We start from the raw sequence: 14,297 nt of genomic DNA on the forward strand, positions 1-14,297 counted from the left end.
GGAACCGGCTGCCACGAGCGGGGGGGTCTTTCTAGCCCTACTGGGAGTGGCGCCGGTGGTGTGGGGAGTGAATTCGTGGCGATATGCCTAGGAATCCATTAGCGGCCCTGCGACCTGCAATGGCAGAGTGCTGCCCCCTGGAGAGGGCTGCCGCATCCTGAGAACACCGGAATCTGATCAGCCACCGACCGGACGACCCGATGCTGATTAGCTTTCGCACCCGCGAACACTTGTACACCGGCGGCGTCAAGAGGCGCGAAGTCTGTCGAGCTCCCCAATCACGGCCGACGAGTCCGGCGGTCACCGCGGGCGGATCGATCGGCACCCCCGAGGCAGCCGACGTTGCGGTGATTGTCGGTTCGGACACATCGGAATCCTGACCCTGCTCGCATGTCGTATCGGTCGAGGCCACCTGCTACGACTGTCGGAGGTCGGAAAGGGTTGGGCCGTGGCGCCGTCGCGGCCGCAACACCCGGTAGCAACCGAAATGCCTAACGCGTACCGATGACGGGCACAGCCTGGGTCGTGAAAATAACGTCCGAAGGAGTTGTCACCAGCACCGGCAACAATCGAAGGAGAATCATGACAGGGTCATCGAACGAAGACCTGAACACCACGCCGAGTCAATTCAGCCTGGATACAAGGCCTGCGTGGGGTCTCCGTCGCGCGATGGGCATCGCTATTGTCGCATTCGGCATTGTGATTCCCGGAATGGCAACGGCCGGGGCCGACGAGTGGCCGAAGATGAGTGTCGGGCACCCCACCGAACACGACTGCCTCGTCGTCAACGGCGAGTACCAGCGTTACTACCGGACATCGGGGTGCACGCTGAGCGGCAACCCGACGATCCGATGGTGGTTCGAATACTGGCCGAAGTAGCCTCGTTCGAGGCGAATACACAAGACAGCCCGGTGCATCTGAGAACTTCCAGAACTCCGGTGTCTCCGAATGTCTGCGATCGCTCGCGGCGAGGAACTTCGCGGGAACGAAGATCCGGAACACCCTGGGACCGGGAGGCATGGTCGCAACGGTCCGATCATTCCCGGCCACTCGGGCATCGGGGGGACTTCGGCCAGCCGCCCATCCGCAGACGCCTTCGGCCAACGAGGCGGTGTTGTGATCAGGCGATGTCGAGAAGCTCAGACAGCAGCCATTTGCCGGAGACCTTGATCATCCGAGCCGCCATGGTTCCCCTCGTGAGTTCGGACGCCGCTCTGACCTTCGACGCACTGACCTCCACAACGAGCAGCAGGTCGGCCCTGTCGGCGCGGAGATCGACCAAACCGACTGGATCCACCTTCACGGTCTGCTTGGCTTGCGTCGCAGTGACCCCCTCGACGAGATCGTCGCTGGACGCCTCGAATATCTGCAGCAGCGGATAGGTCAAGAGTGCCGAGACCTTGGATCGATACTCATCGATCAGCCGGTAGTCGTAGGTGTACATCGCCTGTGTGGCCTCGGCTGCGGCCGTCTTCACCTCGCGGGTAGCAGCGTCGACGACGAAGGCGTCATTGCCGATCTCGGCCGGTGTTTCGCCGAAGATGGCGAGCGGGCCTGTGCGAACGTCGGCGGCCATTCGTGGTGTGCCGATGGGCTGCAGATCGTCTGCTTTCCAATCTCCCCCCTCCTTGGCCAGCGACAGCACATACGTAGCGGCACGTGCCTGCGTGTCGGTGCTCGTTCTCTGTTCGAGCACGACGATGGCTTCGGCCCGCGTCCCACCGTCGTCGAACTCCGCAAGCGCGGCAACGAGCGGACTCGCGAAGATCGACGACTTCGACTGCGACACAGCTTGTTTCATTCTCTCGGCGTTGCTGTCGAAAGCATCGCGGAGAGATCCGGTCATCTTCGATCGCATTGTGCGCATCGAATCGTCGATACGCTCGGCGTCCATGCCCACCACGGCGACGGCCACCTCCTTGGCGGCGTTCAACGCTGCGTCCCGCGCGAAGACCTTCGATTGCAGACCGGAGTCCTGCCCCGCTTCGTTGTCCCGCTGCACCGTCTTCGTCGTCGACGCGATAGACAGCAGCGCGACTGCCGTTATCGCGACAACCGCCACTCCGACCAGCATCATCAATCCAACCCGGGCTGACTTCATCGACAGGAACCTATCCACTCCGCGACCCCCTGACATCAGCACTCGATAGGTACTCAACGATCGTTACGGCGGTCAGTGAGCGCGGATCGCGTACCACTTCCGGCTGCCCGCGGGTGAACCAGTGGGCACAACGCGGGGGCGAATACCTCGGGCACCAGCACCCGTTGTCCGGTGGAGAACGCGATCTCGTACACGCGGGCGGCACAGTCGGCGGGTAACGCCCCGAAAGCCGATGCGGTCACTCCCACCCGGAAGACCCGCCTGCGTTCGAGCATGGCCGAGCGGCGGGTGTGCAGGCCGAATGGCGTATCGCCGGGCGGAATCAGGACGTCGCGGTCGGATTCGCGGAAGATGTTCAGATCTCACTGACCAGCATTCCACTACCGTCGCGCAACCGGGACCGACGCACCGCGCGCTGGAAGGAGGCACTCGATGCCCGCGCGAGTGCCTAGGGAAGTGCCGATGGCGAGGAGGGCTGTCATACGGTGACGGCCATGGTGGCCCTCCGCCGCGTCTTCCCGAGCAGCAGATCGAGTTGGTGCTCGGACCGTTTCCGGACGGGATGCGCCGCATCGACGATGCCTGGAGCGCGACGGCGGCAGTGTGCCGGACTTCGGCCGAGGGCCACGAGCGTTTCGCCGTCGCGCTCGGGCCGAGTGGACGTGGGGGTACGCCGAAGACGCATATCGGTGAGGTGCATTCCGCGCAACTCGCCCCACTGCCGTCGCGGCTGCCGAACACACCGCTGATCCCTTGGATGTCGGTGCGGCGGCCGTGGTTCCGACGATCGACGAAGCCGCCGGCCTGTATCACGTCGTCAGCGAATCCGCGGGTGGAAAGTCAATGGCCTCGGATATTTCGAACGTTCGAGCCCGGCGGGCTGTACTCCTGATCGGCACCACGACCGGCGAGCCGGGTGCGCTGACGATCTACGACTTCATTGGACACGAAGGCGGAGCTGACCTGATCCAGATCGCCCCGTGGATAGTGCAACCCCACAGCCGTTCTGGATGCTTGTCCCGCTGTGCTTTGGCCTCAGGCCGGCTTCATTGGCTTCGGATAATGGGGATGAAGAAAGTTGAAGCCCACCGCTGCCGATTCGTATCGGCCTTGGAGCGCCTTGTAGGAATCATGAATGTCGGTAAGAGTGTCGACCAGCCGATCCAGAATCCCCGAAACGGTGGCGCGCGCAGTAGCGCCTTCATTTCGACCGCCGTTATCGCGGGTGCGCGGCGGGACGATCTCCTCGATGTAGCGATTGAGCCGACCGAGCCTGTTGCTCAACATGGCAGTGAACGCGACATTGCTTGCGCTCGGATCGACTTGTTGTAGCCGAAGAAGGCTCCTGTAATCGGAATCGTCGACGATCTTCCTCCAGCGTTGAAGCTCACCTCGGCTCTCCATGTAACGGTCATAGGAGACTCCCTTGCCGTCGGGGCCGATACCGTGGTGCACTACGCCCAGTTCATGCAACTCGGCGGGAAAGTCGGGCAGTGCGGGCGAATGGCCTTGCAACCCGATCGTATCCAACATCATCCAGCACGCCGTCTCGACCCAATCGATCATCGGAAAGCATTCCGGATACCCCTGAGGCCGGGTGATTTGCACCAAAGTGAACATGAGCGAATGTATCCACCACCGCACCAGTTCGGCATCGGCACGTAATAGGCACACACCGGAACGACCCGTGAGTTGTGCCCTACGCCCTACGGGTCGTTCTGGAGGCTCGCGCGCCACCTCGCCTACGCGTGAGGTGGCGAACTCGCGCAGCAGCTGGACTCGGCCGTCGTTGAGCATCTGGCCGTTGTCGTTGGCGGCGTGCTCGATGATCGCGACATCCACCGCGGCCGCCGGGACGGTGCGCCCGCCATCGAGCAGGCTCGCCGCTTTCAGGTGTTCCTCGGCCGCGACGATCTGTGGGGTGGTGTAGTGGCGCGCTCATCAGTAAGGACGTTTTCGAGCAGACGCACCTTCGGCTCGCCGCCCGGGGCCCGCAATCGACGGGCAGGACCACGACCCGGCGTCAGCACCCGTACGCCTTCAAGGGGCTGTTGTTCCACGACGCCTGCGGACGGCGGATACAGGGCAGCTGGAACCACGGGCGGCCGCACTACCGCTGCCGGTATCCCCCCGAGTACGCCCTCGCTGACAACATCGACCACCCGACGACCGTCTACCTGCGCGAAGACCAGCTCAGCAGCCCGATCGATTCATGGTTGGCCGAGATATTTCACCCCGACCGGATCGAGCATTCGCTGGCCATGCTCGAAGAGGCCCAGACCGACAACACGCCCGCCATCGAGAGTGCACGACGATCGCTTGCCGAACACGACCGCAAACTGTCTCGGTCCCGAGCAGCGCTGGAAGCGGGCACCGACCCGGCCCTTGTGGCGAGCTGGACCCAACAAAGTTCAGGGCGAACGCCAGGCCACCGCTGCACAGCTCACCGCGCGGAAAGCCGAGCAACGCGCGGATCACCACTGAACAAGAAGGAGATCCACCAGCTTGTGACCTCACTCGGCGGGCTGGTCCACATACTGAAGGCGGCTGACCCCACCGACAAACTCGAGGTCTACCGGCAACTCGGCCCGAAGCTCACCTACGACCATGAAAAACGGGTGGCGTGGTAGAAACCGCTCCACAACCACCCGTGTGCGTAGTGTCTGTGTCCGGAGGGGGAGTGGACCACTACGCACACGTACTTCATCGACGACAGATACTGATCCTGGCGTGAGTGCCTGACTGCCGTGTACGTCCGGGCGACATGTTGCGCCTTCGATGTCCCCTCCGGCACCGAAGGTGTTCCGAGGCGACGACCGGGCCGGAGCCCTACCCGAAGGCTTCATCGTGCCACCAGCGAGCGGTGTCGCTGAACCACGGACTGACTCGGTCTGCGCTGAGGGCGCGTAACCCCCTCAGGTCGATGTTGTATCGGCGGTAGAGCGTAACGATTTCGCGGAGGCCACCTTCGTCGACGGCGGAGAGATCGACGGTCAAGTACAAGGTGCACGAACGTCCTCGGTACGACTCGACGCAGGGGGTATTGTCGAGCCACCCGAACAACGCTGCCTCGTCCTGCGGCGAATAGTAGGTGACGCCGCTGGCCTCGAGAACCACGTTGTCGGTGCCGTTCATCGCGACTTCCCGCCCGGATACACGTTCGTGGAAACCCCTTCTCTTGCACGCCCCATTGTGGGCCGCCATGCGCAGTTGAACCCTGGCCGGTCGCAACCCACACCTTTCCCATTGGCGTACAGCCAGCCGGACGCCTTACCGTTCGGGTTGGCCCAGAAGATCAGATCGTGGGGCAACTCGTCGGCGTCATCACCCACTTAACACCTGGTAACACCAGTCATGCTGTTCCAGCCGGAGGTATTGATCGAGGCGGACGGTAACCGAGAAGTCCCGCATCGGTTTCGGATAGCGAAGGGCGCGACCATCGTGCTCGAGGAGCCGTCGACGTGGACCGAGATACCCCAAGCCACACCGGCGCTTGGTTTGTACGAGCTGGATGAGGTTCCCCCGCATTGTTGGAGGGCGGACTACCAGCTTTCGGCTGGAACAGGGTGATGGTAGCTGGCTTCGAACTCGTCGGGTGATCTCCAGCCGAGGTTCTTTTGGATGCGTTGGGTGTTGTACCAGCCGTCGATGTAGGAGAACAGGGCGTTTTCGGCCTCGTCGCGGGTCCGCCACGACCGGCGGTAGACCAGTTCCGTCTTCAGCGTGGAGAAGAAGTTCTCCATCAGCGCGTTATCGTAGGAATCCCCGACCGATCCCATGGATTGCGCAATTCCGTTGTCGGCCAACCGGTTCGCGAAGCGGATAGCGGTGTAGGTCGATCCCCTGTCGGAGTGGTGGATCAACTCACCGTCACGGACATCTCGGCTCCAGACCGCGTACTCCAGCGCGCCCAGAACCATCTCGGTGTCACAGCGGTCCGAGGTCTTCCACCCGACGATCCGGTTGGAGAACGCATCCCGCACCGCGGCCAGCCAGAACGCGCCCTGCCCGCACGGGATGCGCGTGGCATCGGCCACCCACAACCGGTTCGGCCGATCCGCGGTGAAGACTCGTTCGACCAGATCCGGCGCCGGCGCGGCCCGTGGATCGGTCCGCGTGGATCCGATCCGCCACCGCTTCCGCAGAAAAGCGCCCTGCAACCCGGCGCCGCGCATCACCCGCTCCACCCGTTTGCGGCCGACCGAGATGCCGCGCCGCGCCAGCATTGCGCGCACGCGGGGCGAGCCGTAAGTGCCGCCGGAGCTGGTATGGATATCGACGATCTCGGCCAGCAACACCTCGTCGGAGATCTGCCGCGCCGAGGGCCGCTCGAGACGTTTGCACCACCAGTAATAGGTCGACGAGGCGATACCCAGCACCCGCAATACGAGCTCGACCGGGTGCCGGCTGTCCTTCACGAACCGCACGATCACCTCCGGGTCTGGCCGAGCTCCGAGGCGAAATACGCACTCGCAGAACGCAGGATGTCGTTCACCCGCTCCAACTCGGCCACCTGCTTACGCAGCCGCTTGTTCTCCTCGGCCAGATCAGCGGACGCCGTTTCCGGCCGCTGGCCAGTATCGGCCTGGCGGATCCAGTTCCGCAGCGCCTCGTGATGCACCCCGAGCTGCTGGGCGAGCTTGCGTATCGTCGGTTTCGGGTCCGACTCCAGATACAGTCGGACCGCCCGGGCCTTCAACTCGTCCGGATACTTCTTCGGTGCTGCCACGCCGGGCTCCTTCCTGGCCCTATCGGACCATGCTCAGAGCCCTCCAAGGAAGCGGGGGAACCTCAGGATGATGCCGAACTTGGCGGCGGGCAGTGTCGAAATGCACAACGAACATAGCGACATTGGGTGATCATGTTCTTTGTGCTGGTGAGCTTGGCGGGGGTTGGAGCGACAGTGTATCGGACCAAAAGCGGCTGCAGACCAGATGGTTTCGAGCAGAACACCGTGTGGACGCACGCTGTGGTGCGGCATGTGCGGCTCGCTCTAGTTGCCGAGAGTCCTGGGCTGGCAACCCGGCCCATGTGTCGCACCACCCGCCCGGTGGAGCATGGCAGTCGAATCGCCCCTCGGGTAGTTGGGGTCCGTTTCTGATGAACGCGTGGGATTCCTCGCTTCTAGCATCGGCCGAACTCGCTAGCTTGGTTCGTATTGGTCGCGAGCGGCGGCTCATCCTCGACGATGGCCACGGCGCTCACAGGGTCGGCCTCTGCTGGGTGGACGAGGTCGCCCTGGCCCTCATTGCGATGGCGAAGTCCCGTAACCAGGGCCTCACCATCGTGTATCCCGCGCCAGCGGGCGAGGTGGCAGTGCTCCTTGCAGCTCAGCTCTTGCTGGACGAATTCGTTCGCGGCAATCGCGAATCGTCGGTAGGCATTGTCACGGCCGACACGACGCAAGCTATCCGGACATGGAACGCCCTGCGGATTGCGACAACTGGAGCACGCGTGCCGATCGCTGATGTGTTCCCGTCATACCGCGGCGACCCGGAAGGCGAGAGTCCCGCTGGCCACTGCAACTTGAACGGCGTCATCATCGGGCATCACTGCAAGGGCTGGTCAGTCGATCACGTGATCGTGGATCACCTCGCGGGTTTTGTGCGCGTCGACATTGCAAAGCCATCAATCGAGGTGTTCGCCGATCCTCTCGATCCGGAGCTTCGCCGTGCCGACGAATTGGGACGGCTCATCTGGGGCTGGTCAGAGGCGGGTCTGGCAAGTGCCGACGGTTTCAGTGTCCGCGCCGGATACACGTGGCCTTTCTCGGTCGCATCCGAGCGGCTCGACACCATGGCTGCAGGCGTCGATGTCCGTCTGCGCGTTGCGCGTCACCCGCAAGCGGAGGCAGCCTTGAGTCGTGTCCGCGAAGATCTGCGTGTACTCCGATCTATGGCGCCAAGTCGCCGCGACCGCAATCTCGAGCGCGGCCTATCGGCCGCCTGGCACCACTTTTCGACGCTCACCTCACTGCCCTGCACACCATCACGCTTCGATCGCTTCGCCGGCCTGCCTCCGGTGGCGGCACGGGCGACACAGACCTTTGCCTCCGAGCTGTCGGCTTGGGCCGGCACGCTAACCGGTGACGTCGCCGAGATCGCCAGCATCATCGCCAGCGACATCGCGGACTTGCGCGCCGCGCTCGAACTCGGGAACCCCTTCGAGCAAACCCTGCGCGAGGTCCACGCAAGCGGAAATGAGACGCTCGTCGTCACACGCACCGCGACGGCAGCGAAGGCCCTTCTCGACTCGCTGGGATTACAAACCCGTGACAGGGACTGCAACGCATCGTTCGTTGTCCGTTCGATCGGCAAGCTCCACCGGCAGGGAACCTGGCCCAGGGTACTGATGATTGGTGAGCCAGCGCCGTGGGATTGGCACCGCCTGCTCAGCGGGCTTGCGCCGTACGTGGAAGTCCTCGCCTTGGGACGGGAGTCTGCGAGTGGTTATGCATCGTCGATAGCGTCGCTTGAGTCTGCCCGTGATCACTGGGGCGGCGTGAAGGTCCGCCAACGGACGTGGCGAGCGCTCGTCGGCACGCCTCCTCCCAACGTGCAAGAAGCGGTGCCGCTCAATATTCGACCGGTGCTCGTCGTCGACGGCGCCGAGTACGTCGCCGCGCCTGATCCCTTCGGTGACCTCACCGCTCTTTTCGATCTTGAACCGCTGAACATTGGTGGCGAAGGGCTGAACACAGCCCTAGCCCGCCAAGACGGCAGGGGATGGATTGCCGCCGTGCCGGCTGTCGCGGTCAGCACCGATCGAGGGAAACTGATGCTGGAAGTCGGGCGTCCCGTCGACGTGCGTGAGGGACCGACGATTGTGGAACGCCGCCCAGAAGCGCTGACATCCGGTGCGGTTGTGCTGGTGGGAAGGCGGCAAGGACGGGTAGGGCTCCTTGAGTCGCTCGAGGAACGCCTTGGCGATCGGCCCGATCTGCTGGCTGCGCGGTTCCTGGTCGATGATTACCACCGCCTGGTGAAGAGGCGCTTTGCGGAATCTGGGTTCACCATCGCCACGCTGCAGCAGGCCCTCGTGGCGCGTGGCTGTGACAGAACGAGCGCGGTGCGCGGTTGGGTCGCCCAGGGCACGTTGGCGCCGCAGCGGTTCAGCGATCTGGAGAAATTAAACGAGGTACTCGACCTCGGGATGTCGTCGGTGCGTCTCCGCGAACTATTCGCCGGCGTGCAGCGACGCCGCGGGTTCCGCCGTGCCGCTGGCCGTGCCCTCGCCGCAGCGGCACGAGGAGCGACAGTCGCCGCAGACGTGAACCTCGTTGACGACGAAACGGGACTCTCCATCACGGATTTGCGCGAGGCCATCGCCGAAGCGGTTGTCATCGACGTCGTGCCCTGCGACCAGCTAGTGCCCCTCACACTTCTCGGCAGACTGGAGGACCTGTGACCGCAATCCACACCACTGACGCCGAAGCCTTCGTCACCTGGATGCTCGATGGTGTTGTCGCCGAGGGCCGTGGCGATCACATGAAGACCCTACCCGTCGCGCCCAGCGGGAGACTCTGGTTGGGCCGACTCGCGCCTGCGGTCGTCGTCCAGAACAGCCGCCTTGGTGAGCGCAGCGAACGGCTCGAGCCGTGTGAAGTCGGCATCCGCCTGCGTCTCAGTGAAATCGATGGCCGTACCGTGAGATGCACCGCTCGTCTCGTAGTTTGGAGCGAGTTCGAAGGCGGCGAGGCACCTGACGATCCCAAGTGGCGCAAGAGCGAGCCGATTGAGGTGACAGCCGACCTTGAGACACCGTGCGGCGTAGGCATTCTCAGGTCGGCGGGACGCGAAGACTTCATTGCCGCCCTGCGCAGAATCGGTGCCAACGGCATGGCCTGCGAGTTCCGCGCAGAGGTCGAAGTCGGCAAGGACGGTCTCGACCTTGCGGTAACCCTGGTAAATCTCTCGCCCGAGGAGATACCGCGCTGGGACGTCAACGTCTACGAGGTAAGCCTCATCGTCGACGCTGGTAAGACACTGCCTTTCACACTCGACAACCTCCCTGATTCGTTCCGCTACGACCGCAGCATCGCAGCGTACGGAATCAACGGTGGCGTCGAAAAATGCGATGACGCGACCTTCCGCACGACAGACGCCGCTGTTTACGACCAGCCGCGGCCAGCCTACTGGGATGTGGACCTCGGACCGAGCCCCGATATCACCTTCGTCACCCTCGCAAAGAATCCACTTCCCGTGTTGCGCGACCTCATCGATACTTGTGAGCGCTGGGGTGCCGACAACTGGGCTCCCGCGGTTCTCGCGCGTCGTGCGGCCACCGACGGGTGGGAAGCAGGGATGCGCGCCGAGGCCAGCCTCGAGGCAAATAAGTTCATGGAGGAACTTACCCGGCTGCGCCGCGGACTGACCCTGCTCGAGACCAACGCCAAACTGCGGTGCAGCTTCCAGCTCGCCAACCGCGCTTTCGCGCAATCGCCACTTGTGCGACACACAGCTTGGCGGTCGTTCCAGCTCGGTTTTCTGCTCGCCAACGCCGTATCCATCGTCGACGATAGCGGCGACGGCGACCGCCGCATCGTCGACACCTTGTGGTTCGCGACCGGTGGCGGCAAGACCGAGACGTACCTCCTCTACGTTCTCACGGCCGCGTTCTACGACCGGCTGCGCGGCAAGCGGGAGGGAATCACGTCGTGGGGACGATTTCCGCTGCGTATGCTCTCGCTCCAACAGACTCAGCGCTTCGCTGACGTCCTCGCCTCAGCAGAGCTGATACGCCGCGACGAGAAGATAAGCGGGCGCGAGTTTTCGCTCGGCTTCTTCGTCGGCGCTGGTGGTACTCCCAACAGGATCAGGCGCGGTTCCAGTGCGCGGCCTGGTGAACCTGACCCCACGGATCCAGACATGCCTTCGCGCTACAAGGTATTGCTCCGCTGTCCCTTCTGTGGCGACGCGAGCCTCCAGATGCGCTTCGACCAGGCGCGTTGGACTCTAGACCACGTATGCACCGCTTCGGACTGCCAATGGGGCGCGCGACCGCTGCCGTTCCGCATCGTCGATGACGAGATCTACCGGTCGCTACCGACCGTCGTCCTCGGAACTCTTGACAAGGCCGCCAGCATCTCGATGCAGGCCGCGATGCGCGGGTTCTACGGACCACCCTCAGGACGCTGCTCGATGCCCGGCCACGGCTTCACGTACGCTCCGCGGAGCGGCTCACCTGGCGGATGCTTGTTTCCTGGCTGCACTGCCGCATCGGGCCCGCTCGCCCAAGACGCCAGCCTGTATGCCCCGACCATTCGCATGCAAGACGAACTCCATCTTCTGCGCGACAGCCTGGGGGCGGTGGACTCCCACTACGAGGCACTCCTAGACGCTCTGCAGAACCACTATGGCTCAGTACCAAAGATCATTGCATCGTCGGCAACGCTCGCCGGATACGACGAGCAGGTTGCCGCGCTGTATCGCCGCGAGGGCCGTGCTTTCCCGCGTCCCGGTGCGCAAGCAGGGCGCTCATTTTGGTCTCGGGACACCAGCGTTCTCGCCCGCCGATTTGCTGGCCTGGCGCCCCGAGGTGTGACGCTCGAGTACGCAACTGACCAATTGACGGAATCACTTCAGCGTCTAACGCGACGTGCCGTCGATGATCCCGCGGCAGTCGCAGCCGCGATCGGCGTTGATGTCAAGACAGTGCCGCAGCTCGTCCTCAACTATGGCGTCGACGTCGTTTACGGCTCCAATCTCAAGGACGTTGAGGCCGTCGCTCGATCCTTTGACACGCAGATTCAGCTCGACCGACCGGTCAACGCCGCTACGCTCACCGGTCGCACCCCTCTCGATGAAGTGCGGACGACCCTCGCTCGCCTCGTCGATCCCGAACACGACTTCTACGACCGGATCCATCTCGTAGCGGCCTCTTCGATGCTTTCGCACGGTGTCGACCTCGATCGCCTTAATGTCATGGTGATGCTCGGACTTCCCCTTGCGACTGCGGAGTTCATCCAGACCACCTCACGAGTAGGCCGGACCCATCCTGGCCTCGTCATCGTGTTGCACAAGATCGGACGCGAGCGTGATGCAGCCGTGTACCGCACCTTCCCATCATTCGTCGCGCATGCCGATCGGCTGATCGACCCTGTACCGATTACCGCCAGGAGCCGTCGAATCCTGGAGCTAACGTTTGCCGGCCTCGAACAGGCCCGCCTTTACGGGATCCACGAACCGGCTGCGATCGCGGCGGGGCTGCGGCAGCTCACAAAGCCCGGGCCGGTACAGCGTGCCTTCGCACGACTCCCGGTGCTCGAATCCGATGAACTACAGGCGCTCATCGACATGCTCGGCTTCGACGGACCGCTTGACGAGAATCTGCGCCGAGATATCACCACTTACCTGCGCGAGTTCTACCGAGCGCTCAACGATCCCGCGAGCGCTGCCGAATGGGTCAGAGAACTTTTTCCCACTGGCGAGCCGATGCGCTCACTTCGCGATGTCGAAGCGCAGGCGCCGGTATTCTCACGAGGAGGCAGACCATGAGGGTCGAACGAGGTGCCTCCCAAGTACTATTTGGACTACTGCCCGGCCAGACCGCCGACCTCGAGGGCCGCATTTGGAGGGTCGCGCAGTGGCTGGATCCAGTCCCGATCCAGCTCGACCAAGACGCCGTGCGCACCACCCTGCTCGGCGCCATCGCGCCCTGGACCGCGACTGGCATGGACGACGGCCTTGGACGCGAACTGCGGGCCCGCATGACCGTCGAGGTCGTCGGTCTCAATATGGATCGTGGCGTACTCGTTGAGCCCTTTCCGCCGCAGTGGCGCTGTAAGCAGTGCGGAAGCATCGCCCGTGCACGGGATGAACGCTGCTCCTGTGGCGGCAAGTCGCGTGCGCAAATGCAATTCGTCACCTATCACAACTGCGGTGCTTCTGGGGCCCCGATGCTTCCGCGCTGCCGTACCCACAATGCTGTCGCGGTCCGTCTTCCCGGTACTGCGACAGCGCAGGAGTTGCGCTTCTTCTGCCCCAGCTGTCGCGCGGCGCTGACGCGAGGCGGCTTCCCCTTCCAACCGTGCAACTGCGGCAACGGCGGAATGCTTGTGACCGTGCACCGCGCAGCGGTGGTCTTCTCGCCACGATTCGCCGTGCTCGTCAACCCGCCCGACCCCGCGGACGCGGCTCGGTTGCGCGCTGCCGGAGGCGGCGCGCGCGCACTGGAATGGGTACTTGATGGGATGTCCGCAGACGATCCCACCGCCGGTCGTCAAACGCTTGCGGGACTCGTTGAGACGTTCCGGCAGGCGGGTCTTTCCGAGGCGACCGCGCGTGAACTCGCTCAGGCCGCTGTCGACAAGGGCGAGGCAGAGGGCGGCAACCGTGGTGCTGATGTGGCGATGCCGGATGCCGTTCGCGACAGAGCGTATGAGGAGGCGCTGAGCCTCGCTTCGGCGGTTCGGGGTGGACGCACACGTGTCAGTGACATGGTGGCAGGCACCACGCCTCCGCTTCGCACGCTATACGAGGGTGCGTACCACGACGCCATGCGTCGCGCGCATCTCGAGGGCGTGGAGCTGCTGGCAAACTTCCCCGTCGCGACACTTGCATTCGGCTATACGAGAGGCGACCTCGCACCCGGAGCAGCACGGCTGGTCCCGTTCCGCGACCGTGGACACATCCGCGCCTACGGATCGCTGTCGCGCACGGAGGCATTGCTATTCCGGCTCGATCCACTTCGCGTGTACCAGCATCTCGTTAAGGCTGGTCATACCTTGCCTGCCGTCAACGATTCTCGTTCCGCGCGCCTCTCGCTACTTCAACACATCGAGATTCCTTATGCCACAGAGGAGTTGTACCAAGACCTTGGCGGTGACGTTCTGAGATTGATCCATTCCTACGCGCACCGCACTATACGCCGCCTCGCAGCCTTCGCTGGCATAGAACGCGACGGACTCGCCGAATACCTTCTACCTCATCAAATGGCCTTCATCGTCTATGCCGCGTCCCGCGGCGACTTCGTTCTCGGTGGACTGCAAGCTGTCTTCGAAACGGCCTTACATCGCTTCCTCACCGACCTCGTCGAGGGGGAATCCCGATGCCCGCTCGATCCCGGATGCCGCAGCGGCGGTGGAGCATGCATGGCATGTCTGCACCTCGGCGAGCCATCGTGCCGATGGTTCAATCGCTTCCTCAATCGCTCCGAACTCTTCGGAGAATACGGGTTCCTGGTGAAAGCGCACTGA

At 63.6% G+C, this 14,297-nt stretch carries 10 protein-coding genes; 5 read left to right on the forward strand and 5 right to left on the reverse strand.

The window, feature by feature from the left end; translation table 11 throughout:
* The first annotated feature begins 504 nt into the window (after window positions 1-504).
* Window positions 505-879 carry a hypothetical protein gene (locus GVY64_RS27675; protein ID WP_159847559.1) on the forward strand — a complete coding sequence of 125 codons (375 nt, stop codon included), beginning with the start codon at window positions 505-507 and terminating at the stop codon, window positions 877-879.
* 241 nt (window positions 880-1,120) lie between these two features.
* Here the strand turns inward: GVY64_RS27675 and GVY64_RS27680 are convergent, their stop codons facing one another.
* Together GVY64_RS27680 and GVY64_RS27685 are read right to left on the reverse strand one after the other, a co-directional pair.
* Window positions 1,121-2,101, reverse strand: coding sequence for a hypothetical protein (locus tag GVY64_RS27680; RefSeq protein WP_159847562.1), 981 nt, complete (start codon window positions 2,099-2,101; stop codon window positions 1,121-1,123).
* Window positions 2,102-3,136: 1,035 nt separating this feature from the next.
* Complete coding sequence (locus GVY64_RS27685; protein WP_159847565.1) at window positions 3,137-3,943, reverse strand: hypothetical protein; 807 nt, start codon at window positions 3,941-3,943, stop codon at window positions 3,137-3,139.
* Between the two features lie 209 nt (window positions 3,944-4,152).
* Here GVY64_RS27685 and GVY64_RS27690 point away from each other — a divergent pair, with 209 nt between their 5' ends.
* Window positions 4,153-4,731, forward strand: coding sequence for a hypothetical protein (locus GVY64_RS27690; protein ID WP_159847568.1), 579 nt, complete (start codon window positions 4,153-4,155; stop codon window positions 4,729-4,731).
* A gap of 199 nt (window positions 4,732-4,930) precedes the next feature.
* On the opposite strand, the gene GVY64_RS27695 is transcribed toward GVY64_RS27690, so the two are convergent.
* From GVY64_RS27695 to GVY64_RS27705, 3 genes are all read right to left on the reverse strand, one after another.
* Window positions 4,931-5,236: a hypothetical protein gene (locus GVY64_RS27695; RefSeq protein WP_159847570.1), complete on the reverse strand. Its 306-nt coding sequence runs from the start codon at window positions 5,234-5,236 to the stop codon at window positions 4,931-4,933.
* Window positions 5,237-5,643: 407 nt separating this feature from the next.
* The gene (locus GVY64_RS27700; RefSeq protein ID WP_159847573.1) at window positions 5,644-6,519 is read right to left on the reverse strand and encodes an IS3 family transposase; all 876 of its coding nucleotides are present in this window, start codon (window positions 6,517-6,519) and stop codon (window positions 5,644-5,646) included.
* An 11-nt stretch (window positions 6,520-6,530) separates the two neighbouring features.
* On the reverse strand, window positions 6,531-6,830 hold the full coding sequence (locus GVY64_RS27705) for a transposase (RefSeq protein WP_159847576.1): 300 nt from the start codon (window positions 6,828-6,830) through the stop codon (window positions 6,531-6,533).
* A gap of 371 nt (window positions 6,831-7,201) precedes the next feature.
* On the opposite strand from GVY64_RS27705, the gene GVY64_RS27710 reads away from it, so the two are divergent.
* The 3 genes from GVY64_RS27710 to GVY64_RS27720 are packed head-to-tail and all read left to right on the forward strand — an operon-like array spanning window position 7,202 to window position 14,297.
* On the forward strand, window positions 7,202-9,508 hold the full coding sequence (locus GVY64_RS27710) for a hypothetical protein (protein WP_159847579.1): 2,307 nt from the start codon (window positions 7,202-7,204) through the stop codon (window positions 9,506-9,508).
* Window positions 9,505-12,597 (forward strand): helicase-related protein, encoded by a 3,093-nt coding sequence (locus GVY64_RS27715; protein WP_201298179.1) that lies wholly within the window; start codon window positions 9,505-9,507, stop codon window positions 12,595-12,597. The genes GVY64_RS27710 and GVY64_RS27715 overlap by 4 nt, the downstream gene beginning before the upstream one ends.
* On the forward strand, window positions 12,594-14,297 hold the full coding sequence (locus GVY64_RS27720) for a hypothetical protein (RefSeq protein ID WP_159847582.1): 1,704 nt from the start codon (window positions 12,594-12,596) through the stop codon (window positions 14,295-14,297). Before GVY64_RS27715 ends, GVY64_RS27720 begins: the two co-directional genes overlap by 4 nt.

It is taken from the genome of Nocardia sp. CY41 (assembly GCF_009829325.1).
Classification (GTDB): Bacteria; Actinomycetota; Actinomycetes; order Mycobacteriales; family Mycobacteriaceae; genus Nocardia.